The 17,921-nt window shown below is 30.8% G+C and carries 8 protein-coding genes; 4 read left to right on the top strand and 4 right to left on the bottom strand.

Annotated elements, in window-relative coordinates; all coding sequences use genetic code 4:
* The first annotated feature begins 74 nt into the window (after positions 1 to 74).
* From NXS15_RS03400 to rpsR, 4 genes are all read left to right on the top strand, one after another.
* The gene (locus NXS15_RS03400; RefSeq protein WP_259290462.1) at positions 75 to 10,415 is read left to right on the top strand and encodes a hypothetical protein; all 10,341 of its coding nucleotides are present in this window, start codon (positions 75 to 77) and stop codon (positions 10,413 to 10,415) included.
* Positions 10,416 to 10,712: 297 nt separating this feature from the next.
* Positions 10,713 to 11,108: a 30S ribosomal protein S6 gene (gene rpsF, locus NXS15_RS03395; RefSeq protein WP_259290461.1), complete on the top strand. Its 396-nt coding sequence runs from the start codon at positions 10,713 to 10,715 to the stop codon at positions 11,106 to 11,108.
* A gap of 12 nt (positions 11,109 to 11,120) precedes the next feature.
* On the top strand, positions 11,121 to 11,624 hold the full coding sequence (locus tag NXS15_RS03390; protein WP_259290460.1) for a single-stranded DNA-binding protein: 504 nt from the start codon (positions 11,121 to 11,123) through the stop codon (positions 11,622 to 11,624).
* Positions 11,625 to 11,638: 14 nt separating this feature from the next.
* Entirely contained in the window at positions 11,639 to 11,914 is a 276-nt protein-coding gene (gene rpsR / locus NXS15_RS03385) for a 30S ribosomal protein S18 (protein WP_259290459.1), read from the top strand.
* A 51-nt stretch (positions 11,915 to 11,965) separates the two neighbouring features.
* Here rpsR and NXS15_RS03380 read toward each other — a convergent pair whose 3' ends face one another.
* From NXS15_RS03380 to NXS15_RS03365, 4 genes are read right to left on the bottom strand one after another with little or no spacing between them, the layout of a single operon-like run.
* Complete coding sequence (locus NXS15_RS03380) at positions 11,966 to 14,158, bottom strand: S41 family peptidase (RefSeq protein WP_259290458.1); 2,193 nt, start codon at positions 14,156 to 14,158, stop codon at positions 11,966 to 11,968.
* Positions 14,159 to 14,208: 50 nt separating this feature from the next.
* Positions 14,209 to 14,667, bottom strand: coding sequence for an L-threonylcarbamoyladenylate synthase (locus NXS15_RS03375; RefSeq protein ID WP_259290457.1), 459 nt, complete (start codon positions 14,665 to 14,667; stop codon positions 14,209 to 14,211).
* Between the two features lie 2 nt (positions 14,668 to 14,669).
* Positions 14,670 to 17,066 carry a DUF2779 domain-containing protein gene (locus NXS15_RS03370; protein ID WP_259290456.1) on the bottom strand — a complete coding sequence of 799 codons (2,397 nt, stop codon included), beginning with the start codon at positions 17,064 to 17,066 and terminating at the stop codon, positions 14,670 to 14,672.
* Positions 17,035 to 17,880 (bottom strand): MAGa7180 family putative nuclease, encoded by an 846-nt coding sequence (locus NXS15_RS03365; RefSeq protein ID WP_259290455.1) that lies wholly within the window; start codon positions 17,878 to 17,880, stop codon positions 17,035 to 17,037. Before NXS15_RS03365 ends, NXS15_RS03370 begins: the two co-directional genes overlap by 32 nt.
* Positions 17,881 to 17,921: the final 41 nt, after the last annotated feature.

The raw sequence follows: 17,921 nt of genomic DNA, 5'->3' as shown, positions 1-17,921 counted from the left end.
GTGATAAAGTCGCTAAATCAAACGAATTAGCAAAAATTGAGGAATTTTATAACCAATTAAAAGCTGCTAATGACTTGGCTAACAAACAAAAAGAATTTGCCAATAAATATAACGAAATCGTTGACTTAACATCAAATGATAAATATAGCGACATTAAAGATGCAATTAAAGAGTTGATGAAACCTTTAAAAGATGATGTTGAAAATTCAAACGATACTGATTTTATTGGTCAAAAAACTGAGCAACTAACAACTGATAATTATGCGCAAAAAGTGAAAGATGCTATCGCAAAACACAATGAAGTTGACAGTAAAATTAATGAACTAAACAATGCTAAGAATACTGAATACGCAAATTATCCAGAAGCAAAACAAATTTTACAAAATGCTGTTGATAAATACAATAACTCAACTCTAAACTCTGATGATATTGATCCACAAATAAGTGACAAAAATGTGTTAAATCCACAAAATTACACAAATATCATTAATGAATTAGATAAACAAAAGCTTGAAGCACAAAAAGTTAAACAAGCTAATAAAAATTACAATAATGAATTGGCTACTGTTTTAACTGATAGTGATTTTGTTGGTTATGATGGTGCTAAAGCAAAATATGAGGCACAAGTTCAAAAAGCCAAAGATGATTTAGCAGCTGCCATTAAAGAGGCAAATTTAGATCCTGCTAAATTAGTCGAAGCTTACAATAACGCCAAAGCCGCATTAGAATTAGCCAAAGAAAATGTAGCTAAAAATAAAGCAATTGATGATTTCAATAAAAAAGTTAAAGAATTAAATGAAGTTAAAGATACTTTAAGCGCAGCGCCTAATAGTGACGCTTACTCAAATTTAATTCACAATATTGACCAAAGCATTAATTCTGAAAAAGAAAATGTTGATTTTGATGATGGTTTTGCAGCTGCAAGTGAAGAACAAATTAAAGCAGCAACCACAAAACTAGGTGAAGTTAAAGATAGCGTTTCAACAAAACAAAACGCTGTAGATAAAGCAATTAATTTATACAATGACCCTGGTAAAAGCGAAATTGATAAGTTAATTAAAAACGACATTGATAAAGAAAAAGTTGAAGCAGCTCGTGATGAGAAAAATGCTGTTAAGAAATACCTAGAAGACGAAATTAAAAAAGCCGACAAAATAATAAGTGATGTTAATGAAGAATCATATACAGCTTTAGATCAAGAAGATGCTTACGAAAAAGCATATAAAAAAGCTAAGGGCATTTTGGATAAAGCTCTATCAGAGGCGAGAAAACGTATTGCTAAAATCGATGAAGTTAAAGAAGCTCTAGAAAATTATGAACATAATAGTAAAAATATTATTCCGGGCTATATAGAAGATTGAACTGATCCTAAATATAATGATATTAAAGCAAATTTAAATAAAATTAAAGATGAAGAAGATGATAAATGATTGCCTATTTCAAAATTGGATTTAGAAACAGTAGATGTTAAAAGTGTAGAAACTTCAACTAAAAAAATTATTCAAGCATCTAATGATGCTAGATTAGCAAAAGCTAAAAAAGATTTCGATACTGAATTTAACAGCATTGCTGATATATTTAAAAAACCAGAAGGCGACACAGCTTCAGATAATAAATATGATGCTTTACGTAAGAAAATTATTGCTGAAATGCAGCCTACTAAAGATCAAGCAGATGTTGTTAATGTTGATGACGCCGAAACTTATGCAGATGCTGATCATAAAGTTAATCAAGTTAATGAATTACAACAATCACTTGCTCAATTCAAACAAAAAGCGAATTTAGCTAAAGAAGCTTTTGATAATTTAGAAGCCGAAATTGCAAAAACCAAAAAACTTAATAACGATTTATATACCCAAAATAATGATCAAAATTCATTGACCAATGCTCAAGCATACAATCTAATTAAAGATGCTATCGAAGATAATCTAACTTCAACAGTTGCTGCTGCTGATGTTTTAACTCCAACTGCTTATGAAAATAAAATTACTGCCTTAAAACAAGCAGTAGCAAAAGCTAACGAAATAAACGAAGCTAAAAAGGCTTACGAAACTGAATTAGGTAACAAAGCTACTATTGATGATTCGTTGCCTGAAACTAAAGTTTGATACGATGGTGAAATTGCAAAAATCGGTCAAACTTTAGCAACTACTTTAAGTGGTTTATCTAACACTCGTGACGAAAATTATGTTGCAAACGTTAAAAAAGCTTACAGCGATGCTGAAAATGCTTTAACAGATTTAAAAACACAAATAGCTCTTAAATCTGCTCAAGAAAAACACCGTCAAGCGGTTGAAAAACTAGAAGAAAAACAAAAAGAATTAAATGTAGATACCAACCCTCAACTTAAAGGTTTAAACAAACAAATAAACGATTTAATTGATCAATCTAAACAAACAGTTAAAACCGATGCTCAGCCAAATCCATATGAAGGTGTTTCAATCGAAACACTAGATCGGCAAAGTGAAATTCTAAAAAACTTCACTGATTCGGTTGATGACAAAGTAAATGAAATTAATGATGCAAAAGATCTTTATGACAAAGCTGTTGAAAAATTAGACGAGTTAAAAGCTGATGCAAAATATAAAGATCAGCAAGCCGATTTAGACCAAGCGAAAACTGAAGCAGCTCAAACTATTACAGATGCGCAAGACAACGAAACAGTTGACGCACAAACATACAAAGACCAAGCTGATTTTGTAATTGATTCAGTAATTGACCAAGCTAACGATAGATTCACGAAATTAAGTGAAAAAGCTACTGAATTCATTAAAAATAATGATCTTCAAAATAATCAACGTTATGAAGAAATTAATCAAACCTTACGTGATAAAATTGCTCAATTACAACAAGGCTTACCAAACAAAATTCACGATGACACTAAAGACAAGATTGCAGAATTAGGCGAAAAAATAACACAAGCCGAAACACAATATGATGAATTACAAAAAGCTATCGATCAAGCTGAAATGGCAAAAGCAAAAGCTGATTACGATGCTAAGAAAAGTGAACTTGACAATGAAGCAAATGGTTTAGACGAATATCCAGAAACTCAAAAATGAGCTCAAGCAGAAATTAAAAGAGTTAATGATGAATTAACTCAAAAAATTGCTCAATTAGATGCTGATCAAAATTCGCCTGATTACAAAAAAAATAAAATTCAAGCTTACAAAGACTATATTGCAAAATTAGATCAAGTTCACGATCAAATTCAAACCAAAAAGGCTGAAGAAACCGAAGAGGCAAAACAAGCTTATAATGATAAATTAGCTAAATTAGACGAAATTACCGAAAGTTCAGATCATCCAAGTAGAAAATACATTAAAGATAAACTGGAAAAAGATAAAACTTCTATTACTGGTTCAATTAATGATCAATCTACACCGAAAGCTTATAACGATGCAGCAAATTCTATTGATACCGATATTACTTACGCAAATGAGCAATTCCCAATTGCTGATAAAGACAAAGAAGCCGTTGAGGCTTATGACGTTCTTAAAGAACAAGTTAAAAAGTATTTAAAAAACGATATTCCTGTATCAAGTCCCGAATATAACAAAATTAGAACTACTTTAGAAGAAGTAGAAGCAGCACAAAGTAAAATTGGTTCTTCAACCAATGATCCTTATCCAAAAGCAGCTGCTGCTAATGAAGCTAAAAAACAACTAGAAGTATCATTTAGCGAGGCGAAAAAACAAAAAGCATTAATTGATGCTGCTAAAGAAGAATATGATGAACAAATTGTTTTAATTGATCAATTGGTTACTAAACCTGAATACGCTGAAGCAAATCAAGTTGATCCATTAAATACTCAAAAAACAAGTTCGCAAACTGTAATTAGTCAAGAACAAAATAGTAATCAAATTGAACCGAGTGATTACAAAGGCGAAACTGCTAAATTAAAAGAAGTAATTCAAAATGCTGCAGTTGCTGTATACAATAAATTGGAAGAAAAAGTTGCCGAATTACTAAATGACGATAATTTAGGCGACAAAACTCAATATGCCACAATTAAGCAAGCTTTAGCGCAAGCAAAAAATGATAATAATTCAAATGGAACTAATAATCAAAATCCATACGAAACAATTAACGATGCATACGATAATTTAGATCGAGCATACAAAAATGCATTAGATGAGTCTTTAAAAGCAGCTAAAAATCAATTTAACACTGATAAACAAAGTGCAGAGAGCGAAATAACAAGCACCGATCCTGCCTACCAAAGTGCTAGTGATGCCTACAAAAAAGAAGTTGATCGTATACAAGGTGTTTTAGATGGTATTGATACTGATGACAATCCAGATAAAAATGCTAAACGTAAAGCGTACGAAAAAGCAATTAGTGAATTAGCGGCTGCAAAAGAAAAATTTGCAAGTGATAAAGCAGCAATTGATGCTGCTAAAAAAGCTGAATACGATAACAAAGTTAATGAGATCAATAATTTTGCTAATACTTTAGATGATTATCCTGATGCTAAACAAGCACTACTTGATGCTTTAAAAAATAGTGATGAGGTTGTTGGTAGAGATACTGATGCAAGACCAGATTCACAAGGTGTTACAAATTGATATCCTGAAGCTGATAAAACTAAACAAACTGCTCCTAATTTCAATGCGCAACTACCAGAATTAGAAAAAGCATTAACTGAAGCTAAAAAATCAACAAGTGATGCTGCCAAAAAAACTTACGAAGCCGAAAAAGCTGAATTAGATACTCTAGCTACAGATGTTGAAAATGAATCATATCCAGAAGCAAAAGCAACATTAAGAGATACTATAACTTCAATTGACAATCAATTGAAAAAAGATTTAGAAGCTGCTGGTGAAGATTTAGATAAACAACGTCAAGCGTACGAAAAAGCTACAAGAGCGTTAAAAACAGCAAATGACGACTTTGAAAAAGCAAAAAACGAAAAAGAAAAAGCTAAATACGAAACAGAAGTTGATAAATTAACTGAATTGAAAAATGCTTTAAGCAAATATCCTGAAATTCAAAAACAATTGCAAGATGCTTTAGACGCATCTAACCAAGTTGTTGGTAAAGATGGTTCATCATATGATCCAACAAAAGCTACAGCTGATAATTTCATTCAAGAAACACCAAAAATTACTGATGCTATAGATAAAGCCAAACAAGATGCTAAAGAATCCGCTAAAACTAATTACGATAACGATTTAGCCGCAGCTAAAACAGAATCGACAAATACAACCGATCCTAGTTATGATGGTCAAAAAGCTGATTTTAACCAAAAAATAGCAGAAATTGAAGAGCAATTAAAAACCGATATATCAGCTGCTGTTGGTGATAATGATAAAATACGCGAAGCTTACGAAAAAGCTTCAAAAGCGGTTAACACAGCTAAAGATAATTTTGTTAACTCAAAAAATAGTGAACAAGCTCAGAAAAATAAAAAATATATTGAATTAGCTAAACAAGTACAAGAGTATTTAAAAGCAAGTGAACTTTCTACTGGTTACGACGACATTAAAAAAACATTGAATGATGTTAAGAAGGAAACTGATAAAACTAGTGGAGTTGGTAAACAACCAAGTTTAGAACAAGCAACAAAAGACTACAATGATTTAAACACTGCGTTTGAAAACTTAAAAACCCAAGAGCAAGTCAGAAGGGAAAAAATCAAAGATAAAAATAATAAAGATTCACAATTCACCACGACACTAACAAACTATAGTGATCCTAAATACGCTAATATCAAATCATATTTAGAAAGTGCGAAAACAAGTGCTAATACTGAGTTAAGCAGTGTGTTAGGCGATGATTCATCAACAACTGATGCAATTAACACAGCATACGACGCATACACTGGTCAAAATGGATTACAAGGTGCAATTGAAAAAGCAGCCGCTGCTAAAGAATTTAAAGATAAATATGATGCAATTACTGCTCCTTTAGCTGAAGATAAATATTCTGCTATTAAAACCGCAATCGATAATATCGCGGAAGTAAAAGCGGGTCTAGATGGATTAGACGATATAGCAAACACTAATAAAGATTTATTTAAAACTGGTACAAATAAATTAAATGCTGAAAGTTCTAATATAAATAGTGTAAAAGATGCATTAGACAACTTAATTACAAAAATAAATAACTTGAAATCTCTTGCAACTCCTACAAAAACGAATACTGATATTACAGAATTTCATAATTTAGTAAACACTGACGATTATGCTAATAGTCTAAAAAATCAAGTTAGCAACGCTTTATCACTAGTACAATATAGTGCACCAACAACTACTGCATCTTCACTTGCAACAACCAACAGTGAAGCTGTTGTAGAAGTAAATGGTTATAATTCTGCTATAGATACTGCCACTAAACAATTCGATAATGAAAGTGATGCAGCCGTAAAACAAAAAGCCAAAGCTTTATTCAAAGTTGAATATGATAAAGTAGTTAATGCTTTAAGAAAAAATATTGATGATTTCAAAAATACAGGTAATAAAACTGCTCTTGAAATTGGTCAAAAAATCAAAGAGGAGTATAAAGCTGCTAAAGAAAAATTAGTATTATTAAATAGTGATGCTGCTAAATATTTAGCAAAAGCAAAAGCTGAGATTGCTGTGGAAAAATTACATTTAACGCAAAATAATCCAGAAACTGCTTATTTAAGTTTTTATAATCAAGGAACTGATACTAATACAGCTTGATTAAAAGATTACGAGTACGTAGATGGACAAACACCTGTTGGTTTAAATTCTAAATTGCAAGTTTTAAATAAAAATCTAAATAGTACGGCTAGTCAGTATGCAAATATTACAAGTGAGGTTACTGCGAAACTAAATCAAAAAATGACTTTAGTTGAAAATAAAATTAATTCATTAAATGCCAGTGATACAAAAACTAGATTGACTGAACAAATTAATTCAATTAAAACCAATAAATCTAAACAAAATTACAATGAGTTAGCAAAACTTTATAAAGAAGCATTAGATCAAAAAGCAAAAGAAACAAAATTGCAACAATTAAACGAAAAAATTAACCAAGTCAAAGATATTTTGCAAAATCCAAATGACCATAAAGACCATCTAAGAAGCTCATTCAATGCTAATAGTTCAATATCTGAATTAGATGCGGCTTTAACAAAAGTTGACGATGTATTAGAACGAGAAAAAGCCGAAGCTAAAAAACGTGCTAAAGAAGAAATTGAAAAATTGCCTAATTTAAACAATACATACGGTAGACAAAGTAAATTGAATCAAGTTGATGGGCCAAATACAACTACTGAAAAAGCTCTAGAATTAGAAAAAGAAGCTAAGGAAGCTAACAAAAAAATTCTGGAAGATTTGACAAAAGAAATTAACAAAATGCCAGCAAATGCTCGTGGTTACTTAAATGAAAAATTAAATGAAGCAAAAATAAGTTATGATGCTACTCCAAATGCAACTGATCATATGACAATCGGCGATAAATTATTAGAATTGCAAACATTAGCATTAAATACAGTGAATAAATCTAATGAATTTAATACCGAAATTAATAAAGCGTTTGTTGATCGAAGTGACAATACAATTAATGTAAGTAAATATCGTGATGTTTTACAAAAAAGTTTTCGCGATAGTGATAAAGCTAACAATATTGAAAAAATAGAGCTTTTGATCAAAAATTTACCAACGTTGAAAAATAATTACATTGACGTTGAAAACTATTTCAAAGATCATTTTTGAAATGATGATAACATTGATAGATTTACAAAAAATGTTTATAAGGAAAAGATAGAAAATATAACTAAAGATGAAGATAATCCAGAATCAAATTCATATATCAGTTTCGACCTAATTAATAATTATTTAAAAAATGATGCCGATTCCATATTAAATCAAATGAAATTTGTTAGAGCTAATGCCATAGCACAAAAAAACATTGACGCACTTTCGCAAAATGATCAAAAAACTTCTTTACAAACCAGCTTGGACAATGTTCGAGATGTATCGCCAGAAAACATTAAGGTTATCGAGCGAATAAGCGAAAGTGCTATCGCATTAAAAACTAAACTGAACGCAATTGAAACTAAAGTTAAAGATCTAGATGCGAGAGCAACAAACATTAAAAATGATTTAACTAGTCAATGAAATCAAACCAGTCAATTAGGAAACAACAATGACGCAGATACAACAGCAACCGCTTATGGTTTAGATAAAAAAGTCGAGGCAATTAAAACTGAGTTAGACTTGACAGCTGCTAAAATTGATAAAGTAAATGACAAAACTTTTAAATCTTCGTTAGAGACTGAATTAGGCAATGTTCATTCAACTATAACAGGAACAGATCAGACAATTAAAGATTTACAAACGATCAAAAATAAAGCGTCAAATTGATTAGAAAAATATGAAGCTGCAAAAACCGCTGTTAACGAATTAAGCGAAGGAAATGAAAAAACTAGATTAAATAATGAGTTAAATAGAAGTGGCAAATCATTAGACGATCTAAAAAGAATTTTGAAGGATGCAAAAATCGATAAAGTGCTTGAAAAAACATCGATAATTTCGCCTCTTAACCCTAAAAAAACAGAAATCGAATCTGAATTAAATCAACTTAAAAGGTCTGATAGTTTAGATGTTCCTTCGAAAGAACTAAAACTAATTGAAGATAAAATAGACGCTATATTTGAGGTTGTAGAATTCGCCCCAACGGAAACCCCGACCTACACCAAAGGCATGAGAAAAACATTTGAATGGAAGAAGAAAGATGTTGTAGGACATCTGAAACTTAATCAATACAAAGATGATTATATAAATAAATGAATATATTTAGTAGCTACAGATGATAAGGGCACAAAAATTGTTTCTCAGCCTATCCAATATGCAAGTGACCAATTGAAATTTACTTTTAGAAGAAGTAAACTAATTAAGGATGGCGTTTATCATTTAAGTAAGGTAGTGATTGCGGAAAATAATAATGAAAATGACGCAACAATAATAGCAGAAAATCAAAAAATAATTACAACACAATATGCAACGCAATCTGATTTTAAGGTTATAAATAACGGTGACATTAAAGCCGAAAATGTAACGCTTTTATTCAGAAATTTACCTACAAATAGGCCAAATAATAACAACAATCAAATTGCGCTTATCGAAGCAGCTAATAATAATGAAATTATTTTGTCAGGGTTTAAAACAGAAAATATTACTTTATTAGATAATAGTATTTCTCTAAGACTAAAAGGCTTGGCAGAGATGGACAAGGACTGGTCATATGTCCGTACAAAAGAAGCTATTAAACTAGCTGAGGCGGCGAACCCGTATAGTGAGATAGACTATTCAAAAATAAAACCTAAACCGTTAGAGCACAATTTAACAATTAATAATGTACGTACAGAAATTGACCCCGATGGCAACATTCAATTCAAATTTAGTTCTGAAAATCTTAAAGCTCTTTATACGTACAATGTCGAATCTATTAGTTTCGATGGCTACTTTGATAATGAAGTAAATAATAAAAAAACTTATGTATGACAAAGAGCAAATAATGAGAATTCTAAAATTACATTTATCAACAACAATTACATAGCTAACATCAAGCCTGCCGATTCTTATTTGTTTAGTAACTATAATTCTGGTGTATTAAGTAATGTAAGACCTAATTTGAATTACGGTAACGATAAGTCTGCTTTCGCTACTTTTGGTAGTTCATGAGATTCGTATAATCCAGATGCATATGCCGATCGCTTAAATTTCTCTAACAATTGAACTTTAGAAACATTCGCACGTTTATTGGAATATCTAAATAATAGTGTCCCACAAACCGGAAAAATATATGAATCAACAACTGGACAAGGAAAACTAGATTTAAGAGAAAAATGAATTGATTTTATTGCGAACTCAATTGCGGATAAATGAGCAAAATCTAAATTAGAATCAAATTCTAATTGATATTTCAAATCTCCTACTGACACTTGATCAGGCTCACGTAAAACTGTTTCCGCTATACAATTAGGATACAAAAAAGGGGGCAAGGAATATAATGACTTATTCCAAAATAAAGTTGGAAATAAAGCTAAACTAGCACCAGTTTTAGGGGGAAGAAATTTAATTTTCGATCTTCAAACAATAAGAGGCTACTACACAGTTAGTATAGAATCCGCTAAACGAGGAATCGAAAGTGATCCTTCGAATTTAGAAAGAAAACGTTTACTTCTTGAAATGGAACGTGAGAGAAAACTTATAGATGATAGATTAAAAGATGCTCATGAATATATGGCAATTGGTGAGAAAGTCGATAAATATGTTATCTGATTAAAAGAATACAAAACCGATACTTATGGCGGTAATTATGATCTTGGATTGTACACTTCATTAATCTATACAAGTATTTATCGCTCGTTAAAAAATATGATTAACATAGGTGATTTTCAATGAACTGATATTAATTATGAAAGCGAACATATAAGATAGCATTTATCATTATTGATATTATTAAATAAATTTAACTAAAACCGAAGTATAAACTAAGACAAAAAAATTGACCCGAATCGTAATGGTTCGGGTCAATTTTTTTGTCTTAATTTACTATTGTTAAAATTTATTTATCTAGAAATTGATAATGGTAAAAAACTAAAATCTACTCATATGGAAAAATATTCATATTAATTCAACTATTAATACAGTTTATCTACCATCTTAATATATAATATACACGAGTAAATAATTACTCCTTGGCCTTTAGGCCCAGATGTCCATAAGGAGGATAAAATGAATAAATATGAAATCATGATGATTCTTGATCCTAAATCAAACGAAAAAGTTGGTTTTGATTTAGTTGAAAGCGTTTTTGGTAAAGAAAACATCATCAAAGCAGAAAAGCTAGAAAAAACACAACTAGCTTACCCAATTAAACGTTCTACACAAGCAATTTATCTTTTAATCCAATTGAACGGAGAAGCATCTTTAGTAGCCGAATTTGTACGTCGTACAAATATTTCTAAAGAAATTTGAAGACAACTTGTGATTAATTTAGATAGCGAAAAAGGTTTTGGCAAAGAAAGAAAAACTTGAGCTGGTAAAAAAGCTTATGTACCAAGCGAAAGACCAAGAAGAAAATTCGATGCAGATAGAAAACCTAGAACACCTAAAAAAGAAACTGAATAATAAAGGAGCGAAATGAATAAAGTATTATTAGTTGGTAGAATTGCAAATGACATAAAGTCGTTCACAACTCAAAGCGGAATTAATTATGCTCGCACAAGTATTGCTGTTTCACGTCGCAGTACAACAACAGAACCTATTACTGATTTTATTCCGGTAGTCGCATGAAGAGGTAATGCTGATTTTATGACTAAATATTTATCAAAAGGAGCGCTTGTCTCAGTTGATGGCTCAATCACAACCAGTTCTTACAAAAACGCTGCTGGAGAAAATGTTAGAGTTGTAGAAGTAACGGTTGATTATATAACTTCTTTAGAGTCGCGTCAACAAAGAGAAAATAGAATCAATAATAACGGAAATGCAAATTATTCATTCAAAAATGCTAACGTAAATAGTTCAGTTTCAAAATTTAGTGGTTCAGATGAAAATGAAGACTTATTCTCATTCAGACCAAACAATGAAACTACAAACAATCTATCAGATACTAAACACAAAATGGGATTTGATGATCTAGACTAGACAAGGAGAATAAAATGGCTAGAATTAAAAATAAAAAACCTGCATTCAATAAACGTAGAAGAAGCCTTATCGCTGATTTAAATATTAATTACGTAGATTACAAAGACACAGATTTATTAAGTAAATTTGTTACAGCAACCGGACAAATTAAAGCACGTGCTTTAACCGGTTTATCTGCTAAAGACCAAAGAAAAGTTGCTATGGCAATTAAAAGAGCAAGATTTATGGCTCTAATGCCTTACTCAAAAGAACGTGTTCGTGTTGTTTCTAACCCAACACCACAAAACTAAAAACAAAATAAAATTAAAATAACATTTCTTGCGAAATGTTATTTTTTTGTCTTAGTTATTTAAATTATCTAACGCATTAGGGCTGTAAAAATCATCATAGCTTAAAACATGATCAACGCTAACGCCGTTTTCACTATTTGGAATTTGGTCTAAAGTATTGAAAGAGCCGATAACATTAGTTCAACCAATTGTTCCTGAAATATTAACATTAGTTCCATCGGGCAAGATAGTAGGAAATATTGAATACATACCCCCACCTGAGTTGCGACCAATTAATTTAACATTTGGTGAATTTTTAGCAACTAAAGCCACAAAATTAGCGGCACTAAATGAGGCATTTGAGCTTAGGACATATCATTGATAATCACTTAAATAATCTTGCGAATTATATAAACCATCGTTGTTGATATCCACTACGAAATCAGATTCATCGACATTATTGGCTAATAAATCCCTTTTCAAAAGTTTAAGTTCTCGTTTAGCAAAAAAGGCAGCTACTTTTTGCATTGCGGTTGTTGAACCACCGTTGTTAGTTGCTAAATCAAGCACTATTTTTTTTATGTTGTGATTGTGATCTTGATTTTTAATAGCGCGTAATGTTTCAAAAAGATATCAATATGAATCATTATTCGCGCGAGTTGCTACTGTATCATTGGTTCTAGCATCGTCAAAAATATCTAAAACAATATAAGCTGTATCCCCTTTGATGGAATAACCTCTGTTGTTTATTTGATTAGCGCGTCTAGCATTCGTTACCGCTTGGTGTGCTTGAGCATATTCAATACGCTTGGTTGAAAGTTGTTTACCATCACTATTAGTGAAATAATCATCATCAAAATAAGAACGGGTTAAAATCCATGAGTGACGATCATCTAAATATTGATATCAAAGTTTTTGGTAAGCATTTTTGTTAGCGAGCGGATCAGTACTTAATAATTCATCTTTAAGATCTGTTTTTATTGCCAACTCATCAAAATTATTTACATTATTTTCACGGTAGACTTTGTCGGCTAAACCATAGAAAATATCAAATAATAAACTCATAAAATTATAGTTATTTACTCTTTCGGCAGCAGAAGGTCTATGATTTAGATTTTCATTGTAGAAACGTTGCATTTCTCTGTTGCTGCTTGACACAAATTGTGTTTTTGCGCCTATAAAACGTTTTCCGTTGTAATACAAGTTATAATAGTGACTTGACATAAATAACAAGTTAAATAAAGAAAGAGGCATAAAGATTTGACCATTATCAACGATAATATCCATTCCGTATTTATGGAAGGAAATTTTGCTTAATTGTTGCGGACCAAAATTATGTCTAATTTTACGAGAATGCTTTAAATGGTGCGAAGTTGATGAACCTAAAAGAGCTGGCGTTAGATTTAAAGCATCAACAGAATCTAATTCGACCGAATCATCTAATTCATTAATATTTAATCGATTTTCATTTCTAATCAATAACGCAATTGTGTTATTGTTTTTCTCGATATTTTTGATTTCATTGTCGTCAAAAATAAACGAAAGTTGACGAATTATTTGTGAAAAATTAACATAGATATCTTTACTATTTTTATGAGTGTATACATCTAGATTTGTTTCAAAATTAAATTGATAATCATTGAATTTTGCACTCGTTTCGTACGAAAGAACATCAATTGTTTTTTCATCTCTTGTTGTATCAGAGTTATTTTGGTTTACTTGATCATTATTGGGTTCACTTGGCACATTATTAGGTTGCTCTGGTTCATCATTAGGATTTTGATCATTATTTGCACCTGAATTTGTTTCATCTGTTGAGCTATTTTCATCATTGGGTTTTGGATGAGCTGTATCCTCATTTGTTTTTGGATTGCTATTTTCCTCATCTGTTGAGTTAATTTCATCATCAGGTTGAGCCTGAGATGCATCCTCGTTTGTTTTTGGATTGCTATTTTGTTCATTTACTGGTGTACCATTTGCTGGTGCATTGTCATTATTTTGAGTACTTTCACTTACTGCTGAATTCTCATTTTCGCTTGTAGCAGTTGTGTCGATATTTGTATCAGTATTGATTGTATTGTTACCATCAGTTTTATCATTTGTGTTAACTTTATGATTTGAGTCAATTGCATCATGATTGTTGCTATTTGGGACTTGCTTGGTGTTATCTGCTTTGTCTTTCCTATCTTTAACGCAGGCAACAACTCCGCCTAGTGTCGTAACGATTGTTGGTATAAGTATTAGGGTTTTAAATTTATGTTTCATAAATATATTTTAAAGATTAAACAAAAATAAAAAAATAAAATAAACAGAGTTTATCTTATTCATTCATCTGTGTCAACGTTGTATATGGCACTAGCTTTACCATTTGGTTGACCAAAATTATAGACATGTGTAATCTGCGGGAAAACATTGTTAGCTTGAGCGATATCAATAGGGGTTTGTCCTGAAATGTTGGCGCTAGTGACATACATTGGACCATTTTGCATCAAAAACTCATTTAATTTCGGTTGATTAGGCATTCTGAAACCTTGACCATTGACTATTAAACTAACACTACCTGGTCAATATTTTTGTGCTAAATTATCTGCTTTTGAATTTCACTCACTAAAGGCTCTAGCTTGTTGAATTGAGCCTACTAATATCATTATTTTTTTATTCAAGGGACGCTGTTTTAATTCGTAGATTAATTCTAATGTCTTATTGTTTATGGGGCCGCCAATACCGCAAACTGTGTCGGTAGTAGCGATAAAAATATCTTTGTATTTATCCATAATTACTCTTCTACTGTGATTAATTTTTTGTTTTCAAAATCAACGCTTAAGGTTTGGTTAGCTTGCAATTGGTATTCATATTGGTAAATATCAGGGAAAACATCAGCGATAAAAGCTAAAATAAATTCATATACTGCAATCATAGCTACAACATCATTGTGGCAGTATTCTTTTAGTTTTTCTGCAATATGAGCTCATTGTAAATCACTAGTGTTGCCATTATTACGATTAATAGCAATTTCTAGTGCAGCTGAACCGTTTTTAACCTCAAGGGTAGCATATTCTTTGATTTGAGTACGGTAATTAAAATATGATTTTGTTTTAGTGATAATTTTTTCAATTTTTTTAATGCTAGTATAGCCCAATAATTCCATGATACGAGTTGATTTAATTTTGCCATTAAATGCTTTATCTGTGATTGCGTTTGATAATTTAGTATAGTCTTGGATGCTTCCTTTGAAATTTTTAAAATCAAGACTTAGTGATTGGTCGCTTAAATTGTGAAAGTTGTTATGTTTTACAAAATTAGAAGCAAAAATTATGTCATCAGTTTTAGGTGTGACTTTGATAAAAAAGTCTAATAAATCAAAAGTGTTATCAACTATATGCAAAATGACTGATTCAAATTCTAAAAATGAACTAAAACCTCTTTGTTGCATTAATGATATAAATTCAATATCATTATTTTTATATCTAAGTTCAACCATATCTCTTATTTCTAAATTACGGGAATTTTCATATCCTTTGTTAAAAACGACATATATATCTGCTTTATCTTGGTACACATCCTTAATCACATCCACTAAATCAATTAAGTTAACACTTTTAGGATCTTTTAGCGTATCTTTTTCGAATATAGTTTTACCATTTTGGCTAACAATCACTGAAACTTGGTGCGGAATTTGACTTCATGATTTAAGGCCGTCAAAAATTGTGATTATAGAACTTAATCCTTCATAGTCGTATCAAACAATTTTAGCGTCTTTGACCATTAATTTACTGATTAAATTCAATGAATTTAGTGTGAAATAGTTGGGTGCTTCATAAAAATTATCAACTATTTGACGATGTAAATTAATATAATTGGCGTCGAGTGATTTTAGTGGTTTACCAGTTCCGTTAATACCTGATGAGTATTTATAGCGTTCTCCTAAAATGAGTTCTTTAATTCGGTTTAAATCAGGATTTTTGCCAAAATCGCCACTGTAATCATCTGCAAATCGGTATGTTCAGCCGCATTCTTTATCAAACGATGAATAAATTGGCAAATTAGAGTTGTATGCTTGAGTGATTAAGGTAATTTTGTCATCAAAGTTTGCCAAAGATTTATTAGATTTTTTCAGTTTGATTTCAGTCCTATTGTCAATAAAATCTTTAACTTTGGCTTTGGTTGGATTATTGAAAATAAGATTATTTTTTATAGCTTCAATAATTTTACCTGTGTATCTAATATTTTGTTCTTCATCAAAATAAAAACCTAATGAAGTTGCAATTCCGGTGTTAATTAAGCCTCTAATTTTTAATTCTTCGGCATCTTTTATTTTTCGCGTAGTGATTCTTTCAACACTTGCTGGACTATTGCTTGCGTAAATGCCATCTACAAATCTAAATGGGATTTCGCCTTTTTTGTAATCTTGTGCCTCAGGACTATAAATTAAATACTGAATGTCATGAATTTCAATTCCCATTTTTTGTGCAACATTATAGACATAAAAACTTTTTAAGTAGTCAATTAGCTCGGTGCTACTTTTGAATTTTTCAAAATATAAGGTTTTAGTTTTAGCGTCATAAGCCATTGCGTTAGCTTTAACAGCAAAATTATTGTCATTGTCTTGGACAAAGTAGACAAAACTAGGATCAATAATAAAACGACGTTTTGAAGAAATGAATTTATTTCATTCTTCGTTTATTTGCTCAATATTTTCGTTAGAAAATAATGTACGACTAAAATAAAAATCATCTAAATTTTGTAAATCATCGCTGAATTGACTAACGAAAAAGTCTAAAGCTTTACGGCGCGCCTTGACAAAAATATTGGCTGAATTTTCAAGTTTGTAATTTCATTCATTTGATAAAAAAATCTCTCTTTCTTTTTCGCTCACCAGTGATATTAATGCGCTATCATCATCATCTTCACTATCGTAAACAAAATTATCAAATGAGTCAAAATTGTGTTTATTTTGTGTGTTTATGTTTTGGTCCTTAATCTCATCTTGAACATAAAGTTCAAAACCATTAGCATCTACGCGCGGTATATTTTCTAGCTCATTAGCTCTATTTCTTGGAGCTCAAATAAATCATGGCTGCGAAGTGTAAGCGGTTTTAAATTTAGCAAAATTGATAATTTTTAAATCTTTTTTAAATTCACTATCTAACGTCTTTAAATTGAATATCTTCATCAACATCTCCTTCTTTTTTTCATTGGTTAAATAATTGTTCCCATTCTTGTTCATTGTGACAACTTAAATATTGCAATACTTTACTATCACGACGCACATCGTAGCGAGGGCTAACGCCAATGCGCGAATAATCAGTTCAAAATTTAACAATTTCATCTACTGATTTTTGTGCTCTTAACGGATCGATTTTAAAGTTATATTGACCAATATTTCTTTGATAAATGTCAATATTTTCTGGGTCAGCATAATCTTGTTCTTCGAGAAAAACTGCAATAATTGAATATGCTTTATATCCTAATAAATAGGCATATAGTTCCGCTTGTGCCCGGTAATCTAAAGGAACATTCATATTATTATTTTGTTCCCAAACTTCTTGTTTTTTAGCTTGGACCGCTTTCATTTCTAATACTATTTTTTTAGAAGGGATCAAACCATCAGGCACACCACCTAAAATATCATGGTGACCTTTAAAATAATCATATCCTACTTCTGAGGCAATAATGTGCTGAATGTCTAAATTAGGGAACTTAGTTTTTAATGCTTCAAACACTTTGGGTTCAACAGCTTCACCGGCCCTTACATATTTCTTTTTAAAAATTGGCATTGATAATCTCGCCATATGTAAAAACGCTAAGAATTGTCCCTTGAATGCATCTGTTTCAAAAATATTACCAATTGATGAACCACCAAACTTTTTGAACCCTGCAAATGATCCGGGTTTATTTCTCAATAAAGTTTCGTGATATTCTTTTTTTAATCTCACAACTTGTTCTGTTGTGTCTAATTCATATTCTTGTCCGTTGTATTTTCTCATTTTTCTCCTTAATATTTTATAATATAAAATATATAGTTTTT

Source organism: Mycoplasma sp. CSL7475-4 (assembly GCF_024834065.1).
GTDB lineage: Bacteria > Bacillota_I > Bacilli_A > Mycoplasmatales > Metamycoplasmataceae > Mycoplasmopsis.
This window is presented reverse-complemented; position numbering and strand designations above follow the sequence as displayed.